Below are 25,056 nucleotides of genomic sequence, written 5' to 3' on the forward strand. Positions count from 1 at the left end.
TCTCCCCGAACTTCGTCCCATCTATGCGCCTGCTGCGGGTTAGCTTCCTCAGGCAGCACACTAACTCATGGCTCGGCGCAAACTCCGCCCCGAGACAGGATTCCGACCGATGGACGCTGCAACACTCATCCTCCTAACCCCGGCAGCGATTTTTATCGTCAGCGGGATCATCTGGTTCTGGACGAACGAGCTCACCTGATCCGCCTTTGGCTGGGCCATTTCACGACGACATGGTTGTGAGCTGGACGGGCAGTACGGCCGGAGGTGGCTATGGCAGCGCGCCACGCCACACCAGCGTTAGTGCAAGGTGCACTACGTCGTTCGGAACTACTGGCAAACACTAGGGATCCATAGTAGGTAGATCAAAGGTATGTAGACCTACCCCTAACTGAGCCGTGATGAGTCGCATGGAAAGCTCGATAATTCAGTCGCTTGAGGATGAAGTCGCGGTTGTATCCCCAAGGTTTGATGCATCGTTCTATCGGGATGGTTGGGATAACAACGCAGACGGTCCGGCGGACCTCGTGCAGCACTTTTGTGAGGTTGGCTGGCGCGAGGGCCGCGATCCGGCGCCTTGGTTCTCGGTGGAGCGATACCTGAATTGGTATCCAGATGTTGCGTCGGCCGGTCAGAACCCATTCGTCCATTACCTCACTATGGGCATCAACGAAAACCGGATCTGCCTTTGCTCTCTTCAAGGTCCAGGCGCGCACGATCTACGTGTCGTGGCACCCGAGTTTGATGTTTCGTTCTACAGTTCTGCCTACCCGGACATAGTCGCCGACAACATCGATCTCCTCGAGCACTTCTGCCGGATCGGTTGGAAAGAGGGGCGTGACCCCGCCGTGTGGTTTTCAACCAGGCGTTATCTCGGCGCGAACCCAAGCGTCAGAACGACTGACATCAATCCATTTGTTCACTACCTCACAAAAGGTCGCGAATCGGGCCGCATCGCGCTGCCTGCACTTGCTTGCGGTCTATCGGGCGAGCTGGCGCGTCTCCAACCCGAGTTCGATGAACACTTCTATTACGCCGCCTACCCGGATGTTGCTCAACAAGGCATTCCTGCAGCGGAGCATTACTGTGTGACGGGCTGGTCGGAGGGACGGGATCCGACAATCTGGTTCTCCACGAAGGCTTATCAGCAAGCCAATCCAGACGTGGAGCGAAGTGGGCTTAACCCCTTCCTTCACTACATCTGCGAGGGGCGCGACGAAGGTCGTTCATTGGCGCCTGCATCTACGTCTGTTCCTGCTCGTGCCGAGCTGGTGGATGAGAACATCCAGGCAATCGAGAGGGAGTTCGATAAAGACTACTATCTCAAGACCTACGACGACATAGATGCGACGCTGGTTGATCCCCTCCTCCATTTTTGTTTGTATGGTTGGAAGGAAGGCCGGAACCCCGCCGCTTGGTTCGATACGAAGGCATATGCGAAACGCCACCCAGATTTAGCTAAAGATCAGATCAACCCCTTCTTTCACTACCTCACCACGAGCAGACAAGAAGGTGCCGAGGCCATCCCAACAGCCGTCACCACCTTCGGCGGCGTGGATGAAGTCACTGTTGTTGGCGAAGAATTCGATCGCGATTATTACCTGAATACATATCCGGACATCGGCGCCAATAATTTGGATCCTCTCGATCATTTCTGCACCTTTGGCTGGAAGGAAGGTCGAGATCCAGCCCCTTGGTTTTCAGTGAATTACTATCGAAAGTTCCACAAGGATGTGCAGGGGAACCCTTTTTTTCATTATCTGACGATGGGTCGAGCCCAGAAGCGGCGGGTGTGGCCTGCCGCCGCCGACGGACCAAGGAATCTAATCCTCAACAAGCGCGCGTCGCTCGTTGATAGATCGTTGCTTGATCTGATGGTCTATCCCCCGCGAGACCTAGCAACGGTAGGCGGGCGTTTCGACTGCAAGAGACTCGACATACATTGGGTTATTCCCGATTTTTCGCCCGGGAGCGGCGGGCACATGACGATCTTCCGCGTTATTCGCCACCTCGAGATGTTTGGGCACAAGTGTTCGATCTGGCTTCACAATCCAGATCAGCATAAGTCCGCAGCGGAGGCGGCCGACTCGATAATAAAGGACTTTCAGGTTATAACGGCGGAGGTCAAACTTCTCGACGAGAGTTTCCAGCACGCGCGCGGTGATATCATTATAGCAACATCGTGGCACACGGTGGCGGCGGTCGGCAATGCCAGATGGTTCCGCGAGAGGTTCTACTTCGTGCAGGACCTTGAGTCGAACTTCTACTCCACGGGAAGCTACTCGCTCGTGATTGAGGAGTCCTACCGGACGTGTGATTTCGCATGCGTATGCGCCAGTCCTTGGTTGGCGCAGGTTATGCGGGATAAATATCATCGCTGGGCAAGGGCTTTTTCTCTAGCCTTCGATAGCACGATCTACGCTCCCGCCGTCGAAGGATATCAGCGCCAAGCCGGAATTCCACGAATAGCCGTCTATAGTCGCGTCACCACGGCTCGACGGGCAGTGGAACTGGCTTTCGTCGCACTGCAATATCTCGCCCACCAGGGCTTCGAGTTTCATGCCGATTTGTTCGGTGCCGACCTGGAGCATGTCGAAGCAAGTTTCTCCTGCACGTCACATGGTATTCTTGAGGCCACTCAGCTTGCTGAACTCTACCGGCAATGCGACATCGGTATTTGTTTTTCGGCGACTAACTACTCTCTTGTTCCCAAGGAGATGATGGCTTCCGGGCTGGCTGTCGTGGAACTGGACGTAGAAAGTACGCGCAGCATCTTTCCACCTGAGGTTGTGACCTTTTCGGGACCAAGTCCTCTTAAGGTAGCCGAAGACATCCGTTTGCTGCTTTCCGATCCGTTGGGGCGACAAGCACAGGCGGCCAAAGCTCTGAATTGGGTGCGCCAGTTCTCCTGGGAATCATCAAGTTTGACAATTGAGGCGGCGTTTCTCGAGCGGTTGCGTGAAAAGGGACATAAAGAGACGAAGCAACCCACACGGCGCTATGTGAACCAGAAGGCCAAGGCGACGGTCTGCATCCCGACATTCAATGGCGGCTCGCTTCTACAGTCTGTGGTCGAGCGTGTCAGAAGCCAGTCCTCACCTTGGCCGTATGAAATAGTTGTGGTGGATAGTAGTTCGGATGACGGCAGCACAGACTTCCTTCGCGGTGCGTCGGATGTGATTTTCAGACAGATCCCGCAGAACCAGTTTGGTCACGGACGTACAAGGAACCTCTGCGCAGAACTCGGAGCGGGCCAGTACGTGCTCTTTCTTACGCAGGATGCTCTGCCGGTTGACGATTCCTGGCTCTACAACATGGTCGCCATCATGGAGCGCTGCCCGCAGGCCGGAGGAGCATTTGGTCGCCATCTTGCGTGGCCCGACGCGTCCCCCTACACGCAGCGCGATCTACAAAACCACTTCCAGGGCTTTTTGAAATACCCCTTGGCCGTATCCAAGTTCACGGATCCAGCAAAATGGTCTTCCGGAGACACCGGATGGCGACAGTTTCTGCATTTTTTCAGCGACAACAACTCTTGCCTCCGTCGTACGGTATGGGAGAAAATCCCGTATCCCGATATCGAATTTGGGGAAGATCAGGTTTGGGCGAACTTGATCGTAGAAGCCGGTCATGAACGCGTCTATGCGCCGGCTTCCGTCGTCTACCATTCCCACGACTACGCCTCACAGGCATGGGAGGAACGGTCGAAGACCGAGGCTCTGTTTTTTGCAAGAGAGTTTGGCTATGACGTCTTTTCCGGGGAGCCGTTTGAGGATCAACTCCGGAGGTCAAACATGCATGATATCGCCTGGGGAAGGTCTCACGGGGTCGAGGAGACAGTCATAGAACGACGGATGGCGGAAAACGAGGCGCGCCTGAGAGGCGCGAGAGCTGCTCATCTTGAGCTCACGCACGCCAGGGCATCAAGAACACCTTTGGCTAATGATACTCTCGCCTTGGCTGACATGAGTATCGGCCGCTGACTGCGGTGATAGATGTTCGACGGTGGATGTTGGCTTAGGTTCAATGACAGCTACCAACGCTGCTCTTTCACAGATGCCTAGAGCTTGGGGTTACGATGAAGATTGCTGTGATTTCGAAGGCTCCGATCATCGGGAACGTGTACGATAGAGAAGCTTTCGATTTGTTCCAGGCGGTGGGCAACAACACCGGCAACCTCGCGTTTATCAACGCGGTTGATGGGCACCTTGTTGCGGAAAAGGAGTGGATGGACTGGGATTTCGATCCTGCCTACGTAAATGAAAACTTTGACTTCGCTTTTTTGGTCTGCGCCAACATGATCAATCCATATATCAATCTTGATCGTCTATGTGCAGGTATCGAACAGCTGCAAGTGCCTGTTTCGGCGGTGAGCATCGGCGTTCAGGGTCCTGTTGGAGCGCTTGAGTTTGATCTTCACCCCTCTACACTTCGTTTTCTTCATCTTATCTCTGAAAAGAGCGTAAGTTTTGGGGTTCGTGGACAATCGGCGGCGCGTTATCTATCCAGCGTCGGTATAGACAATTTTCGCATCATAGGATGCCCGTCGAACTTCATAAACTTGGATCCGAACCTGGGAAGGGACACGCTCCATAGCAGGCCGGCTGTGGGCGACGTTGCGGTCCATCTTGAGTTGATGGACGTTGCCCATCAGGCGCCAGTCATCGAAAAGTTCAAGGAGCTTGAGGGTACGGTTGCAAGCACGAAGATGTTCGTTCAATCGCCGCTTGATTATATCGAACTAGCTAGGAAGACGAGGAACGAGAGCTTCAGTGAAAGGGATAAAGAGACTTTGCGGCTAGGCTTTGGCTGGGACGGAACTCAGACGCCACTTGAATTCGCGAGACAGAAGATCAGAGCGTATTTTTCGCTAGAGCATTGGCTGGATGAAATGCGGCTTTATGACTTCTCCGTCGGGATGCGGCTGCACGGGAATATCGTGGCGATCCAAGGGCGTGTTCCGGGGCTCGTTGTCGTTCATGATGAACGGACTAAAGAGCTGGCCGAAACGTTGAGCGTTCCACATATCGCTCTCCCAACCTTCCTTCGTGCTTCGTCCTATGGGCAGTTGGCTGACCGATGCCTTGGTGCTCTGGAGAGCTATGATGAAGTCCGTGTCAGGCTGGCGAAGCAGTACTGTCTGCTGTTTGAGGAGAACGAGCTAAAACTGAGCGAGAAGCTACTTGCATTCATCGGTGTCTCGGAAGTGCCCGCAATGGCCTGAGGGCAATTTTGTCAAATGAGGTTCAGGTCCTCGAGAACTTGTCAGCCGGTAGTCACTACCGAAGAGAAGTTGTCTAATCGCCCTTTGCCGCTGTATCGCAAGTGCGCTGGATGGATAACCAGCGGTGCTAGATCTCCCTGGGCAATCATAGTTTGGATATGCTCAATGAACGCTTCGACGTCCGTCAGATCCATAGGCTTCAGGTTGCTCATCGAGTAATTCCACCACTCAAGAGACAACAGTTGCTCGACGATCTTCTCAGGAAACCGCAACCTGATTACGCGGGCAGGGCTCCCGACAACCACGGCATAGGGGGGGACAGAACTCGTAACGATTGAAGCGGCTCCGACAACGGCTCCGTGGCCAATGGTGACGCCGGACATGACAACGGCTCCAACGCCGAGCCAAACATCATGCCCCACTTTTGTCTCGGCATGCTTCAAGCTCGTGTCAGGTGCAGAGCTTTTTACGATCATGTGCGGGTGAGACGACACCATCCGGATCGAGTGCTGTTCAGGTGAGAGCACGACACGATCAGCAATCGAACAGTATCGACCGACGTTGACGTGTCTCAAGCGACATCCTGGGTTAACATACGAATGTACGCCCATGCGGATCGCACCCGACAAATGGGAGCTATAGACAAAGTTTCCGCCTTCGAATTCTGCGACAAAGTTGTCGACCGTGCTCTCGCTGATGTACAGGTGGCGTGACACTCTCGCTCTGAACAAGTCCTCGCTCAGCTGACGGAGTTCTTCATCGCGTGAGGTCAAGTCTCTTACCCTTGTCAGTTGCCTCAGGATCGCAAACAATCATGTTTGTGTCGCGGCAACATAACATGAGCTGTCTACCGTCTGTGTTAAACAACAAGGTAGTGAGTGCTATCGCCTGCGATCGCGCGAGGCCGACCGATCAGCGCGGTGCTAATGTGGTTGAGAGCATGAGGATGTCCGAGGCTTTCCGCCCCGATCTCAGCCGGCATCCGCTGGATTAGTGGCGCCACCGGGCCGACCTGCCGAGGACCACTAAATCGGCAGTTTGGCGCACCCGAAGAGACTCGAACTCCTAACCCCCAGATTCGTAGTCTGGTGCTCTATCCAATTGAGCTACGGGTGCAACGCCGAGGCGGGGATGTAGCGAAATGCGCGGAAGGCCGCAACCCCCGCTTCCGGCGCCGGGACCCTCACCGCACGCAGATCAGGCCGCCAGACGCTCCAGCTCGCGCATGACCGCCGCACCCATCTCCTTGGTCGTCACGCGCGTCATGCCCGGCTGCATGATATCGGGCGTGCGCAGCCCACGTTCCAAGGTGGCGAGGCAGGCGCCCTCAATCAGCGCCGCCTCCTCCTTCATGTCGAAGGAGTAGCGGAGCAGCATCGCGAGGCTCAGCGTCTGGGCGAGGGGGTTCGCCACACCCTGTCCGGCGATGTCGGGCGCCGACCCATGGATCGGCTCATAGAGCGCCAGGCGCCGCCCAGACGCATCCGGCGCGCCGAGTGTCGCCGAGGGCAGCATCCCAAGGCTGCCGGTCAGCATCGAAGCCAGATCGGACAGCAGGTCGCCGAACAGGTTGCCGGTGACGATCACGTCGAACTGCCTCGGATTGCGTACGAGCTGCATGCCGCAGTTGTCGGCGTACATGTGCGACAGCACGACATCCGGATAGTCTCTAGCGCCGAGCGCCGTCACCACCTGCCGCCAGAGCAGCCCGCTCTCCATCACGTTAGCCTTCTCGACGCTGCATACCCGGCCCTGCCGTTGACGCGCGAGGTCGAAGGCAACCCGCGCCACGCGCTCGATCTCGCTCGTCGTGTAGACCTCAGTATTGACGCCGCGCTGCTGGCCGTCTGGCAGCGTCTCCACACCACGCGGCTCGCCGAAGTAAATCCCGCCCGTGCTCTCCCGCACGATCATGATGTCGAGCCCTCGCACGACATCCGGCTTGAGAGTGCTCGCGTCGATGAGCGGGTCGAGCACGGTCGCCGGCCGCAGGTTGGCAAACAGCCCGAGTTCGCGGCGCAGCGTGAGGATGGCGATCTCCGGCCGCATGGCGAAGCCGAGCTTGTCCCATTTCGGGCCGCCCACGGCGCCGAACAGCACCGCGTCGCTGGCTTTCGCGCGGGCCACGGTCTCCGGCGTGATCGGAGTATCCTCGGCGTCGATCGCGGCCCCGCCGACGAGCCCCTGCGCGATGTCGAAGCTGGCGATGTTCTTCCGGTCGAGCCACTCCAGGACGGTGGAGACTTCGGCCATGACTTCGGGGCCGATGCCGTCGCCGGGCAGCATGAGCAGCTTCTTGTTGGCAGGCATGATGATCGCCTCTTACGGAGAAATCAGACCGCGATCGACGGCAGCCACGGTTTGGCGGTCCGCGCCGTCTCGTAGCTATCGATGGCGGCGGTGCGCTGCATGGTCTGGCCGATCTCGTCGAGGCCGTTCAGCAGCATGTGGCGGCGGAAAGGGTCGACCGTGAACGGGATCTCCTCGCCGCTCGGTCGCACGACCACTTGCCGCCCCAGATCGACGGTGATGCGGGCGTTGGCGCCGAGGCGCGCGTCTTCCATGAGTTGATCGCAGACGGCGCGCGGCAGCACGATGGGGAGGATGCCGTTCTTGAAGCAGTTGCCGTGGAAGATATCGGCGAAGCTGGGGGCGATGACGCAACGGATACCGAAGTCGAGCAAGGCCCAGGGCGCATGTTCGCGCGAGGACCCGCAGCCGAAGTTTTCATGCGCCACGAGGATCTCAGCCCCACGGAACGGCTCGCGGTTGAGCACGAACTCCGGGCGCTCCCCACCCTGGTCGTCATAGCGCAGCCCCGCGAACAGCGACTTGCCGAGGCCGCTGCGTTTGATCGTTTTGAGGAACCGCGCCGGGATGATCTTGTCGGTGTCGACATTCGCGAGCGGCAGTGGCGCCGCGATGGCCGTCAGTTCGGTGAAGGCCCGCATCACACCAGCTCCCGGATGTCGGTGAGGCGCCCGGTCACGGCGGCGGCGGCGGCCATGGCGGGCGAGACGAGATGCGTGCGGCCGCCCTGGCCTTGCCGCCCCTCGAAGTTGCGGTTGGAGGTGCTGGCGCAGCGCTGGCCGGGCATCAGCTTGTCCGGGTTCATGGCCAGACACATGGAGCAGCCGGGCTCGCGCCACTCGAAGCCGGCGTCGAGGAAGATCTGCGCCAACCCTTCCGCCTCGGCCTGCAGCTTGACGAGACCGGAGCCGGGCACGATGAGCGCGCGGACGTTGTCGGCGACGCGCCGTCCCCGGGCGACGGCGGCGGCAGCGCGGAGATCCTCGATGCGCGCGTTGGTGCAGCTGCCGACAAAGACGACATCGACGGGGATGTCGGTCAGCTTGGTCCCGGCGGTCAGGCCCATATAGTCGAGCATCCGCTGCATCTGGCCGCGCGCGGCTTCGTCGGCGACATCGGCGGGATCGGGGACCGAACCGGTGATGGGCAGCACCGCCTCGGGGCTCGTGCCCCAGGTCACCATCGGCGCGATCTCGGAGCCGTCGATGCGGACCACGGTGTCGTAATGCGCGCCAGGGTCGGAGGGGAGCGTCTTCCAGTAGGCGACGGCGCGGTCGAAATCCTCGCCTTTCGGCGCATAGGGGCGGCCCTCGATGTAGGCGAACGTCGTTTCGTCGGGAGCGATCAGGCCCGCGCGTGCGCCGCCCTCGATCGACATGTTGCAGACGGTCAGGCGCCCCGCCATGTCGAGCGCCCGGATCACGGAGCCCGCATATTCGATGACGTGGCCGTTGCCGCCCGCGGTGCCGATGCGGCCGATGATTGCGAGCACCACGTCCTTCGCCGTGCAGCCCGGCGGCAGCGTGCCGTTGACCTCGACCAGCATGTTCTTGGCCGGCTTCTGCAGCAGCGTCTGCGTCGCCAGCACATGCTCGACCTCGGAGGTGCCGATGCCGAAGGCCAGCGCGCCCATCGCGCCGTGGGTGGAGGTGTGGCTATCGCCACAGACGATCGTCATGCCGGGCAGGCTGATGCCCTGCTCCGGGCCGATGATATGGACGATGCCCTGGCGCGCATCGAGCACCGGGAAGAAGGGCACGCCGAACTCGGCGACGTTCTCCTCCAGCGTCTCGACCTGAAGGCGGCTTTCCGGCTCCTTGATGCCGTTGCGGCGGTCGCTGGTCGGAACGTTGTGGTCGACGACGGCGATGGTCGCCTGGGCGCACGCACGCGGCGGCCAGAGGCGCGCAGACCCTCGAAAGCCTGCGGGCTGGTCACCTCATGGACGAGGTGGCGGTCGATGTAGAGGAGGCAGGTCTCATCCTCGAGCCGCTCGACGACATGATCGTCCCAGATCTTGTCGAACAGCGTGCGCGCGCGGATGGCAGACATCATGGCTCTCCCAGAGAACGGTTCCAAGATCGGTCCCGGCTGAGGGGAACGGCTGCGCCACACGGCACAGCCGGACCAAGATGGGTGAGTGCGCCGTTATCCGCCAGGACCTTCAAGTCAAACCCGGCCTACCGAAACGGCAGGCCGGTGAAGTTCTCAGTTCGCTTCGGCGCCGGCCTCTTCCGAGGGGGCCGTAGCAGGAGCCGGCTGGCCTTTGGTCTCGACCGCCGTCAGGTCGCGCGGGCGCTCGGCGATACGGGCCGACTTGCCGCTGCGATCGCGCAGATAATAGAGCTTCGCGCGCCGCACCTTGCCACGGCGAACGACGAGGATTTCGGCGATGCTCGGCGCGTAGAGCGGGAACACGCGCTCGACGCCCTCGCCATAGCTGATCTTGCGGACGGTGAAGTTGCTGTTCAGGCCCTTGTTCGAACGCGCGATGCAAACGCCCTCGAAGGCCTGGGTCCGGGTGCGCTCACCCTCCACCACACGGACGGAGACGCGCAGCGTGTCGCCAGCCTCGAACTCCGGGACCGCTCGATTGGCGACGAGACGAGCGACCTGCTCGGCCTCGATGGTTTGCATAAGGTTCATGGGAAATCCTCTCGTGAAGCGGCTTTTACGGTTCGGCCGAAGACGTTGCAACAGATCCGCGCGGATCGCCGGGCGTGCTACGCCCAGCCATGCGTGCGGAGAGATGGGTGGCCCAGAGGTCCGGGCGACGCAGACGCGTGGCATCCTCGGCCTGTGCCTGACGCCAGGCGCGAATGGCGGCATGATCGCCGGAGAGCAGGACCGGCGGCACGGTGCGGCCCTGCCACTCGGCCGGGCGCGTGTAATGGGGATATTCGAGCAGCCCGTCGGCGAAGCTCTCCTCGCTGGCGGAGTCCACCCCGCCCATCACGCCGGGGAGCAGCCGCAGGCAGGCGTCCAGCAGCACCAGCGCCGCGGGCTCTCCGCCTGAGAGCACGTAATCGCCGACACTGATCTCCTCGGCGCCGCTGGCATCGATCAGGCGCTGATCCAGTCCCTCGTAGCGACCGCAGAGCAGGACGAGGCCCGGCCCGGCGGCCCAGCGGGCGGCGTCCGCCTGGGTCAGCAGTTTGCCGCGCGGCGTCAGATATATAAGTGGCCGGGTATCCTCGGGCGCGCGTGCGGCAGCCAAGGCCGTGGCAATCACATCGGGGCGCATCACCATGCCGGCGCCGCCGCCGAACGGCGTGTCGTCGACGTTGCGGTGGCGGCCAAGGCCGTGGTCGCGGATGTCATGCGTGTCGAGGCGCCAGAGCCCGTCTTCCAGCGCCCGCCCGGCGAGCGACGCGCCAAGCGGGCCCGGGAACATGCCGGGAAACAAGGTGAGGATGGTGGCGTGCCAGGTCATGGCCGCGCCTCCATGCCTTCTACACCCGCCTGTGGTTCGCCGTCCGTCGTCTCCGGCGGGTCGACCACGATCCGGCCGCCGGCCACGTCCACCACGGGCACCGCGCGAGCGGTGAATGGCAGTATCAGCGCCGGTCCGGCTCGCTCCAAGGCGATCTCAAGGCTCGTCCCGGCCCCGTAGTCATGCACGATGGCGACATGCCCAAGCACCTCGCCCGCCGCGTTTTCCGCCCGCAGCCCGATGAGGTCCGTGAGGTAGTATTCATCCTCCTCGGCGGCGGGCAGCGCGGCGCGCGGCACATAGAGGCGGGTGTTCGTCAGCGCCTCGGCGGCGGTGCGGTCGGCTAGCGGCACGTCGCGACCGCCGATGCGCTCGGCGATCCGGGCGATGCCCTCGCTCTGCCAGTGCAGCGTGAATTTCCGGCCGCGCTCGTCCTCCAGCACCCCATACTCGGCGAGGGCTTCGGGATCGGCCGTGAAACTCTGGACGTGGACCAGCCCCCGCACGCCGTGCGGCCGGCCGATCACGCCCATCAGGATGCGCTCGTCGGGCAAGTGTCAGCTGCTTCAGGCGGTGGCGGTCGCATTGGCTTTGGCGCGCTCCTGCGCCTTCTTCTTCGGCAGGGACTGCACGGGCTGCTCGCGATAGGCGGGCATCGGCGCCAGACCGGCATGGCCGAGGAAGCGGGCGACGCGGTCGGTCGCCACCGCGCCATGGTTCAGCCAATGGGTGATGCGCTCGTTCTCGAGGCGGATGCGGTCGGCATGTTCCTGCGGCAGCATCGGGTTGTAGCTGCCGACCTTCTCGATGAAACGGCCGTCGCGGGGGCTGCGGCTGTCCGCGATCACGATGTGGTAGAACGGGCGCTTGTGGGCGCCGGCGCGGGCAAGCCTGATCTTCAAAGACATGGTCTGCTGGTCTCCGTCGTGTCTGTTGGAAATACGTTAAAAGGGCCGCCGGCCGCCGGGTCCGCCCGGTCTGCCGCCGCCGCCGGGGCCGCCCATCTGGCCCATCAGCGAGGCGAGGCCGCCACGCATCATGCCCTTCTGGCCCATCTTGTTCATGCGCTTCATCATCGTGGTCATCTGGTCGAACTGCTTGAGCAGCTGATTGACCTCTTGCACCGTGACGCCCGATCCGGAGGCAATGCGCTTCTTGCGGCTCGCCTTGATGATGTCGGGGTCGCGCCGCTCCTTCACCGTCATCGAGCCGATGATGGCCGCCTGACGCTTGAGCACCGTGTTGTCGAGGTTCGCGCCTGCCAGCTGGTCCTTGATCTTCCCCATGCCCGGCAGCATGCCCATGATCCCCGACAGGCTGCCCATCTTGGTGATCTGGCGAAGCTGCGAGGCATAGTCCTCGAGGTCGAACTTACCCTTGGCCATCTTGGCCGCGAGCTTCTCGGCGTCCTCGCGGTCGATCGTCTCGGAGGCGCGCTCGACGAGGCCGACGATGTCGCCCATGCCGAGGATGCGGCCGGCGACCCGCTCCGGATGAAAGGGCTCCAGCGCGTCCAGCTTCTCGCCCGAGCCGGTGAGCTTGATGGGCGCCCCGGTGATGAAGCGCATCGAGAGTGCGGCGCCCCCGCGCGCATCGCCATCCATGCGGGTCATGACGATGCCGGTCACGCCGAGCGCGTCGTTGAAGGCGCGGGCGGTGTTCACCGCGTCCTGGCCGGTCATCGCGTCGACGACGAGCAGCGTCTCGGCGGGGTTGGTCGCGTCGCGGATTTCGCGGACCTCGTCCATGAGGACTTCGTCGATCGAGAGGCGGCCGGCGGTATCGAGGATGACGATGTCGAAGCCTTCGCGCCGTCCGGTTTCCATGGCGCGATGCGCGATCTGCACCGGCGTCTGGCCCTGGACGATGGGCAGGCTGCTGACGCCCGCGCGTTCCGCGAGTTGGGCGAGCTGCAACTGCGCCGCCGGGCGCTGTGTATCGAGGCTGGCGAGCAGGATGCGGCGGCGTTCCTTCGTCCGCAGCATGAGGCCGATCTTGCCGGCGGTGGTGGTCTTGCCGGAGCCCTGGAGCCCGACCATGAGGATGGGAACAGGGGCGGGAACGTTGAGGTTGAGCGGAACGGCACCTTCGCCGCCGAGGCTCTCGATGAGCACGTCGTTGACGATCTTGACGACCTGCTGGCCGGGCGCGACGGAGCGCGTCACCTCCGCGCCCACGGCGCGGTCGCGGACCTTGGTGACGAACTCCTTCACCACCGGCAGCGCGACGTCGGCCTCCAGCAATGCCAGCCGCACTTCGCGCATGGCTTCCAGCACTTCGGTCTCGGTCAGCGCTCCGCGGCCACGGAGGCGATCGAAGGTCGAGGAGAGGCGGTTGGAGAGGCTTTCGAACATCCGGGCTTCCAAAACGATATCGCGCCGCTGCGCGAACACTCGCGGAGCGACGGATCAGAGGAGGCGGCTTCTGCGCCGAGGGTTGTCGGGAGTCAAGAAGGTTCGCCCGCGAACGCAGGTCCGCGGGCGCCGGAGCTTACGCGCTTGCGGAGTCCAGCTCCGCGAGCTGCGCATGCGACAGGCTCAACGAGCATGCCTTCACCAGATCGTCCATCTGCTCCATCCGCGAGGCGCTCGCGATGGGCGCCGTGATCGAGGGCCGTGCGATCAGCCAAGCCAGCGCCACCTGAGCGGGTGTCGTTCGCGTCTCCGCCGCCACGGTATCCAGCGCCGCCAGCACCTTGGGGCCCCGGCCGGTCAGATACTTCGCCACGCCCTGGCCGCGCTGCGCGCTCTTGCCGAGATCGGCCTCGGACCGGTACTTGCCGCTGAGAAACCCCGCCGCCAGCGAGAAGTAGGGGATCACGCCCAGCTTTTCCGAAACACAGACGGCCTCCAGCCCATCCTCGAACAGCGGCCGCTCCACCAGGTTGTAGTGCGGCTGCAGCGAAACGTAGCGGGGCAGGCCATGCGCGTCGCTCACGGCCAAAGCCTCCTTCAGGCGCGGCGCCGTGTAGTTGGAAGCGCCGATCGCCCGCACCTTGCCAGCCTTGATGAGGTCGGCATAAGCGCCGAGCGTCTCCTCCAGCGGCGTCTTCTCGTCATCCTTGTGGGACTGGTAGAGGTCGATCACGTCCGTCTGCAGCCGCTTCAGCGAGTGATCAACCGAGGTCTTGATCCAGGCGGCGGAGAGCCCGCCGCCCTCGGGCATGTCCATGCCGACCTTGGTCATGATGACGACCTTGTCCCGGCCGCCGCGGGAGGCCAGCCACTCGCCGATGACCGTTTCAGACTCGCCGCCCTGATGGCCGGGCGCCCACCTCGAATACACATCGGCGGTGTCGATGGCGGTGAGTCCGGCCTCGACCAGCGCGTCGAGCAGCTTGAAAGAGGTCGCCTTGTCGGCTGACCAGTCGAAGACGTTGCCGCCGAAAACGAGCGGCGGGACGACGATCTCGGATAGGCCGAGCTGTCTCTGTTCCATGGATCGCGCGACCTTTCGAGAATTGCTGTTCGGCAGATGGCGTCGAACTTCGTCTTTTGCAGCGGGCTGGGACAACCGGCCGCGACCGTCTTTTCGAAGATACCCGACTTGCCAGAGCCTAGCAGCTTGTGGAACAGGTCTTGCACCAATCGTGGTCTTAGGCGTCGCGGATGAATAGAGGGCTCATGGCTTGTACCGAAGGCTACGTCGAGGGCGCGTTCGGCCGCACCTGGTACAAGATTACCGGTGATGTGACCGCCGCCAAGCCTCCTCTTGTCGTGCTGCATGGCGGGCCCGGTTGCACCCACGACTACGTCGATAGCTTCAAGGACCTCGCGGCAACAGGCCGCGCCGTCATCCACTATGACCAGATCGGCAATGGCCGCTCCACCCATCTGCGGGACAAGGGCGCCGAGTTCTGGACCGTGTCGCTGTTCCTCGACGAACTCGACCGGCTTCTGAACCACCTCGGTATCGCCGGGCGCTACGACATCGTCGGCCAGTCATGGGGCGGCATGCTCGCCGCCGAACATGCCGTGCGCCAGCCCGCCGGATTGCGCCGCCTCGTCATCGCCGACTCGCCGGCTTCGTTCAAAACCTGGGTCGCGGAAGCGAACCGACTGCGCCGCGATCTGCCGCCCGACATCCAGGAGGTTTTGCAGCGTCACGAAGACGCAGGTACCTTCGACCAGGAATACTTCGATGCGGCGAAGGTCTACGAGCGGCGTCATGTCTGCCGGCTGGTGCCGAAACCGGACGAGGTTCTGCGGACGGATCAGGCCATGATCGACGACCCGACCGTCTATCGGACGATGAACGGCCCGACCGAGTTCCATGTCATCGGCACGATGAAGGACTGGACGATCGAGAGCCGGCTGCACGCCATTACTGTTCCGACGCTGCTCGTTTCCGGCCATTTCGATGAGGCGACGCCGCTCTGCGTGCAGCCCTACGCCGATCATATCCCAGATGTGCGCTGGAAAATCTTCGAGCAATCCAGCCACATGCCGCATGTCGAGGAAAAGGAGGCGTGCCTCGCAGCCGTCGCCGAATTTCTCGATGCCGGCTGATTGCCAGTGAACCCTCGATTGAAGCTGACAGGAGAGACGACCATGACCCTGCGACGATGGCTCCAGACATCCGCCATGGCGCTGCTGGCCGCGACGGGTCTCGCAGCGTTCGGCACGCCTGGCACGGCTCAGGCGGCGGACCATACGGGCGGCACGCTCAAGCTGACCTCCGCGACCGCCACCGGCACGGATGACCCGGGCATCAACTATACTGTGCAGTTCTGGCAGGTCCTCTTCGTCACCAACGACGGCCTGCTGGCCTTCGACCACACTTCGGGCGCCGCCTCGAACACGATCGTGCCCGATCTTGCGACGGCGGTGCCGAAGCCCGAGGATGGGGGCAAGACCTACGTGTTCCAGCTGCGTCGCGGCATCAAGTTCTCGAATGGAAAGGAGGTGACGCCGGACGATGTCGTGGCAACCTTCCAGCGCCTGTTCAAGATCAGCAGCCCGAACGCCGCTTCCTGGTACAACGTGATCGTGGGCTCCGACGCATGCCTCAAGACGCCCGCGACATGCGCGCTGGCGGGCGGCGTGGTGGCGGACGACAAGGCCTATACGGTCACCTTCCACCTTGCCCAGCCCGACGCCGAATTCTTCGACAAGCTGGCCGTGCCCTTCGCCGACATTCTTCCGGCCGACACCCCGGCCAAGGACCTTGGCACCGTGCCGGCCCCGGCCACCGGCCCCTACATGATCACCAGCTACGATCCGCAGAAGGACATGATCCTGAAGCGAAACCCCGATTTCAAACAATGGAGTGCCGAGGCCCAGCCGGCCGGGCATGTCGACGAGATCGACTACAGCTTTGGCCTGACCCCCGAGGATGAGGTCTCGGCCGTCGAGAATGGCGAGCAGGACTTCATGTTCGACAATCCGCCGACCGACCGCCTTGGCCAGATGAGCCAGCGATACGCGAAGCTGATCCATATCGAGCCGCTGTTCGCGATTTTCTATGCGCCGATGAACGTCAACATGGCGCCCTTCAACAACAAGGATGCGCGGCTCGCGGTGAACTACGCCTTCAACCGCCGCTCCGCGGTCAACATCTATGGTGGGCCGCGGCTGGCCGTGCCGAACTGCCAGGTGCTGCCGCCCGGCTTCCCCGGCTACAAGGCCTACTGCCCCTACACGAAAAACCCTGGCACGACCTGGACGGCGCCTGACATGGCCAAGGCGAAGGCGCTGATGGCGGCGTCCGGTCAGGCGGGTCAGAAGGTGACTGTCATCGCCAGCGACCGCAGCAGTCTGTCGCAGCTGGGCACCTACCTTACCAGCGTTCTCAACGGGCTCGGCTTCCAGGCGACGCTGAAGGTGATCTCGGGGAACATCCAGTTCACCTACATCCAGAACACCAAGAACAACGTCCAGATCAGCGTGACCGACTGGTATCAGGACTATCCTGCCCCCTCTGACTTCATCAACGTGCTGCTGAGCTGCGGCTCCTTCCATCCGGGTTCCGACGCCTCGATCAACATCTCCGGCTTCTGCGACAAGAGCATCGACGCGCAGATCCAGAAAAATCTGGTGACCGCGGTCACCGATCCCGCAGCGGCGAATGCCGAATGGGCGGTTCTCGACCATGAACTGACCGACCAGGCCCCCTGGGTCACCATGTTCACGCCAAAGCAGCTGGACTTCGTCTCGGCGCGGCTCGGGAACTATGTGTACAGCGACCAGTTCCACATGATCTTCAGCAAGGTTTGGGTGCAGTAGGATTGAAACGCGATCCTCTGCGCGCCCGTTGCGTCCCGAATGTACGCTGGAACATCTTCGAGCAATCCAGCCACATGCCGCATCTCGTGGAAAGGGGGCGTGCCTCGCGGCCGTCGCCGAATTTCTCGATGCGGAGAGACCACGCCTGAAACCCGCGACCGAAAAGACCGGAGAGACGACCATGACCTTGAAACGATGGCTTCAATCCTCTGCCGTGGCGCTGCTGGCGACGACCGGCCTTGCCCTCGCGCAGCCGGGCGCGGCACTGGCGGCCGACCACATGGGCGGCACGCTGAAACTGACCTCGACTTCGGCCGCGGGCACGGTGGACCCCGGCATCAACTATACAGCGGAGTTTTGGCAGGTCCTCTTCGTCACGAATGACGGCCTCGTCGCCTTCGATCACACCAAGGGTGCCGCTTCCAACTCGATCGTCGCGGACCTCGCGACCGAGGTCCCGAAACCGGAAGATGGCGGCAAGACCTACGTCTTCACGCTGCGGAAGGGCATCAAGTTCTCGACCGGCAAGGATGTGACGCCCGAGGATGTCGTCGCAACGTATCAGCGGCTGTTCAAGGTCAGCAGCCCGAACGCGGCTTCCTGGTACAACGTGATCGTGGGCTCCGACGCGTGCCTCAAGACGCCGGCGACCTGCACCCTCGCCGGTGGCGTTGTCGCCGACGATGCGGCCAATACCGTGACCTTCCACCTGAAGCAGCCGGACTCCGAGTTCTTCGACAAGCTGGCCGTGCCGTTCGGCGACATTGTGCCGGCAAGCACCCCGGCCAAGGACCTCGGCACCACCCCGGCCCCGGCCACCGGCCCCTATATGATCGTCACCAACGACCCGCAGAAGGAAATGATCCTGAAGCGGAACCCGTATTTCAAGCAGTGGAGCGAGACGGCGCAGCCTGCGGGCTACGCCGATGAGATCGATTACACCTTCGGCACGAAGCCCGAGGACGAAGTCTCTGCCATCGAGAATGGCGAGCAGGATTGGATGTTCGACAGCCCGCCGGCGGACCGCCTGGTGGAGATGAGCAAGAAATACCCGAACCAGATTCATATCGAGCCGCTGTTCGCGATTTTCTACGCGCCGATGAACGTCAACATGGCGCCCTTCAACAACAAGGATGCGCGGCTCGCGGTGAACTACGCCTTCAATCGCCGGTCCGCGGTCAACATCTATGGTGGGCCGCGGCTCGCCGTGCCGAACTGCCAGGTGCTGCCGCCCGGCTTCCCCGGCTACAAGCCCTACTGCCCGTACACGATGAACCCGGGCACGAAGTGGACGGCGCCCGACATGGCCAAGGCCAAGTCGCTCATGGCGTCCTCCGGGCAGGCCGGCCAGAAGGTCACGGTCATTGCCGACGACCAGAACGTCGATCCGCAGCTCGGAACCTATCTCGTCAGCGTGCTGAACGGGCTCGGCTTCCAGGCCACGTTGAAGGTGATCTCGGCGAACATCCAGTTCACCTACATCCAGAACACCAAGAACAACGTCCAGATCAGCGTCAGCCAGTGGTATCAGGACTATCCCGCGGCCTCTGACTTCATCAACGTGCTGCTGAGCTGCGGCTCCTTCCATCCGGGTTCCGACGCCTCGATCAACATCTCCGGCTTCTGCGACAAGAGCATCGACGCGCAGATCCAGAAGAACCTGGTGACGGCGGTGACCGATCCGGCGGCGGCGGCAACCGAATGGGCGGTGCTCGACCATGAGCTGACCGACCAGGCGCCCTGGGTCACCATGTTCACGCCGAAAAACCTCGACTTCGTATCGGCACGCCTCGGCAACTACACCTTCAGCGACCAGTTCAAGATGATTTTCTCTCAGGTTTGGGTTCAGTAGGTTCTGACGGCGACTTGTCATGACGACGCCCGGTTCGGGCGGATAGCAGAAGGTGGAGCGGCGGCGTCGCCCTCCACCGCCGGCCGTTTTGAGGCCCAATACGAATGATCTCATCAACACTCTCTTGCACCAGGATGGCCATGCGCGATGTCTGATCAGGCGATCGATACCCTGGCCCCGGCCGACCTCTCCGGTGGCGGCATGGGCGAACCTGATCCGGCGACGACGGCTTCGCGTGCTGCCCCTGCGGAAGGTCCCTGGCAGGCCGGCCTGCGCAAGCTGCGGCGGGACCGCACGGCAATGACCGCCGTCGTGGTGCTCGTCCTCATCATTCTCGCCTGCATCGCGGCACCCTGGTATGCCACCCACATGTCGCAAAGCGACCCGTTCCAATCCAATCTCGACGGCCAGATCACCATCGGGCCGAACACGCTCGACATCATGCAGGCCGACACCGCGGGCCTCGGCCTCGGCGTGACGCCTATCGGGCCGACCTGGCACAGCAAATATTTTCTCGGCGCCGACGACCAGGGGCGCGACGTCATGGCCCGCATGCTCTATGGCGGCCGCAACTCGCTGCTCATCTCCTTTGTCGCGACGGTCATCTGCCTCGTGCTCGCGGCCATTGTCGGCACGGTCGCCGGCTTCCTTGGCGGCTGGGTGGACATCGTGCTCGCGCGACTGCTCGACGTGCTCTGGGCGTTTCCGATCTATCTGCTCGCGATCTCGCTTTCGATCGTGCTGATCGCCAAGGGGCTGCAGATCGGGCCGATCAACATCCCATCGAACAGCCTGCTCATCCCGATCGCCATCATCGGCATTGTCTATGTGCCTTATGTCGCGCGCCCGATCCGCGGACAGGTGCTGTCGCTCAGCCGCAGCGACTTCGTGCTCGCCGCCCGCTGCCTCGGCGTGCCCGCGGGCCGCGTTCTGCTGCGGGACATCCTGCCCAACGTGACGACCACGCTGATTGTTTTTGCCCCCCTCATGATGGCGCTCAACATGCTGACCGAGTCCGCGCTGTCGTTCCTGTCGATCGGCGTGCAGCCGCCGGCGGCAAGCTGGGGCACCATCATCCAGGACGGCGAGGACCTGCTCTACACACAGCCGATGGTGGCGATCGCGCCCGGCCTTGCCATCATCGTCACCGTGCTGGCGCTGAACTTCCTGGGGGACGGCGTGCGCGACGCCTTCGATCCGCGCGCCAAGCTGCGCGTGCGGAAGGGCTGAGGCACAATGCTGCTTCCCACCCTTCGCCGGCTCGCCGAAATGATCTTCGTCATGCTCGGCATCAGCATCGTCGTGTTCCTGATCTTCTTCGCGACCCCGGGCTCCGATCCGGCGGCGCGCATCGCCGGCCGCAACGCGACGCCCGAGACGCTCGCCCAGGTGCGCCATTCCTTCGGCCTCGATCAGCCCTTGCCGATCCAATACCTCAAGGTGATGGAGAAGCTGTTCATCTCGCGGGACCTCACCTCCTTCGTCAATCGCGGTCAGAAGGTCATTCCGGCGGTCATCGAGGCGACGCCGGTGACGCTCTCGCTCGTTCTCGGCGCCGCCATCATCTGGGTGATCTTCGGCATCTGGGTCGGCGTGACCGCGGCGGCCACGCGCGGCACCGTCATCGACCGTGGCTTGATGCTGCTCGGCCTCGTCGGCGTATCCATGCCGGTCTTCTGGGTGGGCTCGGTCGCGAACCTCATCACCCAATCGCGCTTCCACGACACCTGGCTGTTTCACTGGGTGCCCGGGCTTGGCTACACGCCGCTCACCCAGAACCCGTGGCTGTGGTTCAAGAGCCTGGTGATCCCCTGGGTCGTACTCGCCATTCTCTACATCGGGCTTTACGGCCGTGTGCTGCGCGCCAACCTCGTCGAGGCCTACCAGGAGGACTTCATCCGCACCGCGCGCGCCAAGGGCCTGTCGGAATCCCGGATCATGTTCCGCCATGCGCTCCGCACCTCGCTCATCACCTTCGTCTCGATGTTCGGGCTCGATTTCGGTGCGCTTGTCGGCGGTGGCGCGCTGTTGACGGAGGTGGTGTTCGACCTGCCGGGCGTCGGCCGTCTGACCTATGAGGCGCTGCAGAACCTCGACCTGCCCTTCATCATGGCGACAGTCATGTATTCATCGTTCTTCGTCGTCGTCGCCAACGCGATCGTCGACATCGCTTACGCCTGGCTTGACCCGAGGGTGCGCGATGCCCGCTGAAACTCCCGCTTCCGCCACAGGCGGCGCAACCACGACCGACACGCTGCTCGACGTGCGCGACCTCTGCGTTTCCTTCCGGTCGGAACGCGGCACCATCCGGATTCTGGAGAACGTCTCCTTTACGGTCGGGCAACGCGAGATCCTCAGCATCGTCGGAGAATCCGGCTCGGGCAAAAGCATGACCTCGCTTGCCGTCATGCGGCTCATCACGGACCCCAACGCGATCATCACCGGGACGATCACCTACAAGGGCCGGAACCTTCTCGAACTGAACGCTCGCGAGATGCGCGATCTGCGCGGGCGCGAGATCGCGATGATCTTCCAGGACCCGATGACGGCGATGACGCCGGTCTACACCATCGGCTGGCAGATCGAGGAGCAGTTGCGCGCGCATCAGAGGCTCTCGCACAAGGCGGCGCGGGCGCGCGCGGTCGAACTGCTCGGCGAGATGGGCATTCCCGCTCCGGCGCGCGCGGCGCAGCGTTACCCGCATCAGCTTTCGGGCGGCATGCGCCAGCGCGCGATGATCGCCATGGCATTGTCCTGCAACCCGTCGCTGCTCATCGCCGACGAGCCGACGACGGCGCTGGACGTGACCGTGCAGGCGCAGATCCTCGAACTCATCCAGCGGCTGCGGCGCGATTTCGGCTCGTCGGTCATTCTCATCACTCACGACATGGGCGTGGTGGCGACGGTCTCCGACCGCGTGATGGTCATGTATGCGGGTATCATCGCCGAGCGCGGGCCGAAGGGGCCGGTGCTGGCCCAGCCGAGCCATCCCTACACGCTCGGCCTCCTCAACTCCATTCCGCCGATGCATGGGGTGAGGCCGCATCGGCTGCCTTCGATCCCCGGCAGCCCGCCGACGCCCATGGGCCGTCCCGCCGGCTGCCCCTTTCAGCCGCGTTGCGAGTTCCGCTACGAGCCCTGCGGCACGCGGCCGCCGCTGTTCCGCAATGGCGAGCAGGAGGCCTCCTGCTACCTCGCCGAGAACGGGTTGCCCGACTGGCCCCGCGAGCGGGCGATCCAGGCGAAAGGCGCCGCCGCATGAGCGGGCAGCAGCCCATGTTGCAGGCGACGGGTGTGACGAAGACCTTCCAGGTCGGCAGCCGCTTCCGCGCCGGCGGCATCCAGCAGGTCCAGGCGCTGACGAATGTCTCGCTCGATGTCTTCCCCGGCGAAACCGTCGGCCTTGTCGGGGAATCCGGCTGCGGCAAATCGACCCTCGGCCGCACCCTGCTGAGGCTCTACGAGGTGAACGATGGGCGCATCGTCTTCCAGGGGCGCGACATCACGCGGCTCAGCCAGCGCGAGCTGCGGCCGCTGCGCGCCGACATGCAGATGGTGTTCCAGGACCCCTATGCCTCGCTCAACCCGCGCCGCCGCGTAGGCGACCTCATCGCGGATCCGCTGCGCGTCCACGGCAAGCGCAGCGAGCGGGAGGTGCAGGGGCGGCTTCAGGAGCTGATGGAGTTGGTCAACCTTGCCCCCGAGTTCCTCACGCGCTTCCCGCACGAGTTCTCGGGCGGCCAGCGCCAGCGCATCGGAATCGCGCGGGCCATCGCTCTGGCCCCGAGCCTGATCGTCGCGGATGAGCCGGTCTCGGCGCTGGATGTCTCGGTGCAGGCGCAGATCGTCAACCTGTTCATGGACCTGCAGCAGAAGCTCGGCCTCACCTACGTCTTCATCGCCCACGACCTGAGCGTGGTGCGGCAGATCGCGAGCCGGACGGCGGTGATGTATCTCGGCAGCATCGTGGAACTGGGCGAGACCGACCGGGTGCTGCACCGCCCGGCCCACCCCTACACGGCGGCGCTCATCTCGGCGGTGCCGGAGCCCGACCCTCAGGGCAACATCAAGGCGCGGACGATCCTGCGCGGCGAGCCGCCAAGCCCGACCAACCCGCCGCCCGGCTGCCGCTTCCATACGCGCTGCCCGATCGCGCAGTTGCGGTGCCAGGTCGAGGTGCCGCTGCTGCGGCCTCTGGAGGATCAGCACAGCGTCGCCTGCCATTTTCCGCTCGAGGGCGCGACGGCTGGGCATGCTTGACGACGTGCTCCCGCCGCCGGCTCTCCATCTGCCCTACGAGGCTGGTCCGCAGCGGATGGCGCTGGGCCTGACCGCGATCCCCGAAGCGGCCTGGCTCGAGCGTGACGCCCAAAGTCGCCCGCAGATCGCCGAGCGCGTGCGGCTACTGGCCAAGCGTCGCGCCGATATCCTCGCCGACACGCCAGGCGCCGGGGCCGCCTGCGGCGAGCTTCGCGCCATGCTGGCGGCTCACCTCACTACCCACTGGCCCGGATGGGCGCCACCGGACACCGATCCGGCGGAGCATCCGCTGGCGACGATCTGCGCCTGGGTGGCCGAGGATTTCTGCCTCCTCCGCCCCGGGCCCGAGGGGCCGGTTCTGATCGCTGCCATCCTCTGCTTTCCCAGCCGTTGGCGGCTTGCGGAGAAGATCGGCCGCCCGCTGCTGGCGATCCATAAGCCGGTGCCGACCTATGCCGAGACGCTCGGCCGGCCGGTGGATCGCTTCATGGGCGCGATCAAGCCCGGCCGGCTCGCGGTGCGCTACAACTGGTCGGTCCATGAAGACCCGACCCTGTTCCAGCCGACCGGCCACGGACGCGGCGAGTTCGACCCCGGCATCACACCCGAGAATGCCGGTGAGGCGCTGTGGCTGCGGGTGGAGCGGCAGACCTTCCGCCTGCTGCCGGAGAGCGGCGTGGTGGTCTTCGGTATCCGCACGCATGTGACGCCGCTGGCCGAGGTTGTCGCCGTGCCGGGCGAGGCTGGCAGGCTGGCCGCCGCCGTGCGCGGCGTCCCGGTAGAGATGGAACGCTACAAAAGCCTCATGCCCTTCCGGGCGGCTCTGCTAGGCTATCTCGATCGCAAAACGACGGGGAAGGCCGATGCGCGAGGTGACGGTTGCGGCGACGCAGATGAGTGCATCCTGGGAACTTCCGGCCAATCTTGACCGGGCGGAGCGGCTGGTGCGGGAGGCGCATGGGCGCGGCGCCCGCCTGATCGTGCTGAGCCAGTTGTTCGCGGCCCCCTACTTCTGCCAGGACCAGCTGGTGTCCTTCTTCGATCTGGCCGCGCCTTTTCAGAACCACCCGCTGCTCTCCCGGTTCGCCGATCTGGCGCGCGAACTCGGCGTGGTGTTGCCGGTCAGCTTCTTCGAGCGGTCGGGACCTGCCTTTTACAGCAGCGTCGTGGTCATCGACGCCGACGGCGCCATGCTCGGCACTTACCGGAAAAGCCACATCCCGGACGAGCCCGGCTTTTCCGAGAAGTTCTACTTCTCGCCGGGCGATAGCGGATTCCGCGCCTGGGACACGGCGGTGGGACGCATCGGCGTCGGCATCGGCTGGGACCAGTGGTTCCCGGAGACGGCGCGCATCATGGCGTTGAAAGGCGCGGAGATCCTGCTCTATCCGTCGACCATCGGCTGCGCGCCGGACGAAGCGGCTGCGGACCAGATCGCTCATTGGCGGCGCGTGATGCAGGGTCATGCGGCGGCCAATATCATGCCGGTCATCGCCGCCAACCGCATCGGCGTGGAAGAGGGCCGCCAGGGCACCTCCAAGAGCTTCTGGGGCAGTTCCTTCATCACCGGCCCGACCGGGGAAATTCTGGCCGAGGCCGACCTCGTAACCGAGGCGGTCCTCACCGCAACTTTCGATCTGGATGCAATTGCCCGGCTGCGCGCTGGCTGGGGCCTGTTCCGGGACAGGCGGCCCGACCTCTACCGCAGCCTGCTGACGCTCGACGGACGAGAGTAAGCCTCCCACCTTGCCGGTCG

Annotated in this window: 20 protein-coding genes, 1 tRNA gene and 1 pseudogene; 11 read left to right on the plus strand and 11 right to left on the minus strand. The window is 63.4% G+C overall.

The genetic code is table 11. The annotated features are described in order from the left end of the window. Positions 1–407 precede the first annotated feature (407 nt). Both ACOEQ1_RS17475 and ACOEQ1_RS17480 read left to right on the plus strand, forming a co-directional pair. Complete coding sequence (locus tag ACOEQ1_RS17475) at positions 408–3,980, plus strand: glycosyltransferase (RefSeq protein WP_419760499.1); 3,573 nt, start codon at positions 408–410, stop codon at positions 3,978–3,980. A gap of 95 nt (positions 3,981–4,075) precedes the next feature. Further along, on the plus strand, positions 4,076–5,221 hold the full coding sequence (locus tag ACOEQ1_RS17480) for a polysaccharide pyruvyl transferase family protein (RefSeq protein WP_419760500.1): 1,146 nt from the start codon (positions 4,076–4,078) through the stop codon (positions 5,219–5,221). A gap of 41 nt (positions 5,222–5,262) precedes the next feature. Here the strand turns inward: ACOEQ1_RS17480 and ACOEQ1_RS17485 are convergent, their stop codons facing one another. The 11 genes and pseudogenes from ACOEQ1_RS17485 to ACOEQ1_RS17535 form a co-directional block, all read right to left on the minus strand. Next, positions 5,263–5,994, minus strand: a complete 732-nt coding sequence (locus tag ACOEQ1_RS17485) for a CatB-related O-acetyltransferase (RefSeq protein WP_419760501.1) — start codon at positions 5,992–5,994, stop codon at positions 5,263–5,265. Positions 5,995–6,260: 266 nt separating this feature from the next. Then, positions 6,261–6,337, minus strand: a tRNA-Arg gene (locus tag ACOEQ1_RS17490). Between the two features lie 81 nt (positions 6,338–6,418). After that, positions 6,419–7,531 carry a 3-isopropylmalate dehydrogenase gene (leuB, locus tag ACOEQ1_RS17495; protein WP_419760502.1) on the minus strand — a complete coding sequence of 371 codons (1,113 nt, stop codon included), beginning with the start codon at positions 7,529–7,531 and terminating at the stop codon, positions 6,419–6,421. A gap of 23 nt (positions 7,532–7,554) precedes the next feature. Beyond that, positions 7,555–8,172, minus strand: a complete 618-nt coding sequence (gene leuD / locus ACOEQ1_RS17500) for a 3-isopropylmalate dehydratase small subunit (protein ID WP_419760503.1) — start codon at positions 8,170–8,172, stop codon at positions 7,555–7,557. Continuing rightward, positions 8,172–9,583 (minus strand): annotated as a pseudogene (gene leuC / locus ACOEQ1_RS17505) (3-isopropylmalate dehydratase large subunit). Before leuC ends, leuD begins: the two are co-directional and overlap by 1 nt. A 156-nt stretch (positions 9,584–9,739) precedes the next feature. Continuing rightward, positions 9,740–10,177, minus strand: a complete 438-nt coding sequence (gene rplS / locus ACOEQ1_RS17510; RefSeq protein WP_419760504.1) for a 50S ribosomal protein L19 — start codon at positions 10,175–10,177, stop codon at positions 9,740–9,742. A 25-nt stretch (positions 10,178–10,202) separates the two neighbouring features. Beyond that, positions 10,203–10,964, minus strand: a complete 762-nt coding sequence (trmD, locus tag ACOEQ1_RS17515) for a tRNA (guanosine(37)-N1)-methyltransferase TrmD (protein ID WP_419760505.1) — start codon at positions 10,962–10,964, stop codon at positions 10,203–10,205. Beyond that, positions 10,961–11,518 (minus strand): ribosome maturation factor RimM, encoded by a 558-nt coding sequence (gene rimM / locus ACOEQ1_RS17520; RefSeq protein ID WP_419760506.1) that lies wholly within the window; start codon positions 11,516–11,518, stop codon positions 10,961–10,963. The genes trmD and rimM overlap by 4 nt, the downstream gene beginning before the upstream one ends. Positions 11,519–11,530: 12 nt before the next feature. After that, positions 11,531–11,872 (minus strand): 30S ribosomal protein S16, encoded by a 342-nt coding sequence (rpsP, locus tag ACOEQ1_RS17525; protein ID WP_419760507.1) that lies wholly within the window; start codon positions 11,870–11,872, stop codon positions 11,531–11,533. A 36-nt stretch (positions 11,873–11,908) separates the two neighbouring features. Continuing rightward, entirely contained in the window at positions 11,909–13,318 is a 1,410-nt protein-coding gene (gene ffh / locus ACOEQ1_RS17530) for a signal recognition particle protein (protein ID WP_419760508.1), read from the minus strand. A gap of 136 nt (positions 13,319–13,454) precedes the next feature. Beyond that, a complete protein-coding gene (locus ACOEQ1_RS17535) occupies positions 13,455–14,402 on the minus strand; it encodes an aldo/keto reductase (protein ID WP_419760509.1) in 948 nt (315 codons plus the stop codon). A gap of 185 nt (positions 14,403–14,587) precedes the next feature. On the opposite strand from ACOEQ1_RS17535, the gene ACOEQ1_RS17540 reads away from it, so the two are divergent. The 9 genes from ACOEQ1_RS17540 (at position 14,588) to aguB (ending at position 25,036) form a co-directional block, all read left to right on the plus strand. Beyond that, positions 14,588–15,472 carry a proline iminopeptidase-family hydrolase gene (locus ACOEQ1_RS17540; protein ID WP_419760510.1) on the plus strand — a complete coding sequence of 295 codons (885 nt, stop codon included), beginning with the start codon at positions 14,588–14,590 and terminating at the stop codon, positions 15,470–15,472. Positions 15,473–15,514: 42 nt separating this feature from the next. After that, positions 15,515–17,188 (plus strand): ABC transporter substrate-binding protein, encoded by a 1,674-nt coding sequence (locus ACOEQ1_RS17545; protein ID WP_419760511.1) that lies wholly within the window; start codon positions 15,515–15,517, stop codon positions 17,186–17,188. 181 nt (positions 17,189–17,369) lie between these two features. Continuing rightward, positions 17,370–19,040, plus strand: a complete 1,671-nt coding sequence (locus ACOEQ1_RS17550) for an ABC transporter substrate-binding protein (protein WP_419760512.1) — start codon at positions 17,370–17,372, stop codon at positions 19,038–19,040. Positions 19,041–19,241: 201 nt separating this feature from the next. Next, positions 19,242–20,270: an ABC transporter permease gene (locus tag ACOEQ1_RS17555; RefSeq protein ID WP_419760734.1), complete on the plus strand. Its 1,029-nt coding sequence runs from the start codon at positions 19,242–19,244 to the stop codon at positions 20,268–20,270. A gap of 6 nt (positions 20,271–20,276) precedes the next feature. Next, positions 20,277–21,251 carry an ABC transporter permease gene (locus ACOEQ1_RS17560; protein ID WP_419760513.1) on the plus strand — a complete coding sequence of 325 codons (975 nt, stop codon included), beginning with the start codon at positions 20,277–20,279 and terminating at the stop codon, positions 21,249–21,251. Beyond that, entirely contained in the window at positions 21,241–22,302 is a 1,062-nt protein-coding gene (locus ACOEQ1_RS17565) for an ABC transporter ATP-binding protein (RefSeq protein WP_419760514.1), read from the plus strand. Before ACOEQ1_RS17560 ends, ACOEQ1_RS17565 begins: the two co-directional genes overlap by 11 nt. Then, positions 22,299–23,300, plus strand: a complete 1,002-nt coding sequence (locus ACOEQ1_RS17570) for an ABC transporter ATP-binding protein (protein ID WP_419760515.1) — start codon at positions 22,299–22,301, stop codon at positions 23,298–23,300. The genes ACOEQ1_RS17565 and ACOEQ1_RS17570 overlap by 4 nt, the downstream gene beginning before the upstream one ends. Further along, complete coding sequence (locus tag ACOEQ1_RS17575; protein WP_419760516.1) at positions 23,293–24,228, plus strand: heme-dependent oxidative N-demethylase family protein; 936 nt, start codon at positions 23,293–23,295, stop codon at positions 24,226–24,228. Before ACOEQ1_RS17570 ends, ACOEQ1_RS17575 begins: the two co-directional genes overlap by 8 nt. Further along, positions 24,164–25,036 (plus strand): N-carbamoylputrescine amidase, encoded by an 873-nt coding sequence (gene aguB, locus ACOEQ1_RS17580; RefSeq protein WP_419760517.1) that lies wholly within the window; start codon positions 24,164–24,166, stop codon positions 25,034–25,036. Before ACOEQ1_RS17575 ends, aguB begins: the two co-directional genes overlap by 65 nt. Positions 25,037–25,056: the final 20 nt, after the last annotated feature.

The organism is Acidisoma sp. (assembly GCF_965199065.1).
Taxonomy (GTDB): domain Bacteria; phylum Pseudomonadota; class Alphaproteobacteria; order Acetobacterales; family Acetobacteraceae; genus Acidisoma.

What these genes read in the sequence shown, in the direction of transcription:
- ACOEQ1_RS17475 (WP_419760499.1), top strand. Translation starts at nt 408, where the DNA reads ATGGAAAGCTCGATAATTCAGTCGCTTGAGGATGAAGTCGCGGTTGTA.
- ACOEQ1_RS17480 (WP_419760500.1), top strand. Translation starts at nt 4,076, where the DNA reads ATGAAGATTGCTGTGATTTCGAAGGCTCCGATCATCGGGAACGTGTAC.
- leuB (WP_419760502.1), bottom strand. Translation starts at nt 7,531, where the DNA reads ATGCCTGCCAACAAGAAGCTGCTCATGCTGCCCGGCGACGGCATCGGC.
- leuD (WP_419760503.1), bottom strand. Translation starts at nt 8,172, where the DNA reads ATGCGGGCCTTCACCGAACTGACGGCCATCGCGGCGCCACTGCCGCTC.
- rplS (WP_419760504.1), bottom strand. Translation starts at nt 10,177, where the DNA reads ATGAACCTTATGCAAACCATCGAGGCCGAGCAGGTCGCTCGTCTCGTC.
- trmD (WP_419760505.1), bottom strand. Translation starts at nt 10,964, where the DNA reads ATGACCTGGCACGCCACCATCCTCACCTTGTTTCCCGGCATGTTCCCG.
- rpsP (WP_419760507.1), bottom strand. Translation starts at nt 11,872, where the DNA reads ATGTCTTTGAAGATCAGGCTTGCCCGCGCCGGCGCCCACAAGCGCCCG.
- ffh (WP_419760508.1), bottom strand. Translation starts at nt 13,318, where the DNA reads ATGTTCGAAAGCCTCTCCAACCGCCTCTCCTCGACCTTCGATCGCCTC.
- ACOEQ1_RS17535 (WP_419760509.1), bottom strand. Translation starts at nt 14,402, where the DNA reads ATGGAACAGAGACAGCTCGGCCTATCCGAGATCGTCGTCCCGCCGCTC.
- ACOEQ1_RS17540 (WP_419760510.1), top strand. Translation starts at nt 14,588, where the DNA reads ATGGCTTGTACCGAAGGCTACGTCGAGGGCGCGTTCGGCCGCACCTGG.
- ACOEQ1_RS17545 (WP_419760511.1), top strand. Translation starts at nt 15,515, where the DNA reads ATGACCCTGCGACGATGGCTCCAGACATCCGCCATGGCGCTGCTGGCC.
- ACOEQ1_RS17550 (WP_419760512.1), top strand. Translation starts at nt 17,370, where the DNA reads ATGACCTTGAAACGATGGCTTCAATCCTCTGCCGTGGCGCTGCTGGCG.
- ACOEQ1_RS17555 (WP_419760734.1), top strand. Translation starts at nt 19,242, where the DNA reads ATGGGCGAACCTGATCCGGCGACGACGGCTTCGCGTGCTGCCCCTGCG.
- ACOEQ1_RS17560 (WP_419760513.1), top strand. Translation starts at nt 20,277, where the DNA reads ATGCTGCTTCCCACCCTTCGCCGGCTCGCCGAAATGATCTTCGTCATG.
- ACOEQ1_RS17565 (WP_419760514.1), top strand. Translation starts at nt 21,241, where the DNA reads ATGCCCGCTGAAACTCCCGCTTCCGCCACAGGCGGCGCAACCACGACC.
- ACOEQ1_RS17570 (WP_419760515.1), top strand. Translation starts at nt 22,299, where the DNA reads ATGAGCGGGCAGCAGCCCATGTTGCAGGCGACGGGTGTGACGAAGACC.
- ACOEQ1_RS17575 (WP_419760516.1), top strand. Translation starts at nt 23,293, where the DNA reads ATGCTTGACGACGTGCTCCCGCCGCCGGCTCTCCATCTGCCCTACGAG.
- aguB (WP_419760517.1), top strand. Translation starts at nt 24,164, where the DNA reads ATGCGCGAGGTGACGGTTGCGGCGACGCAGATGAGTGCATCCTGGGAA.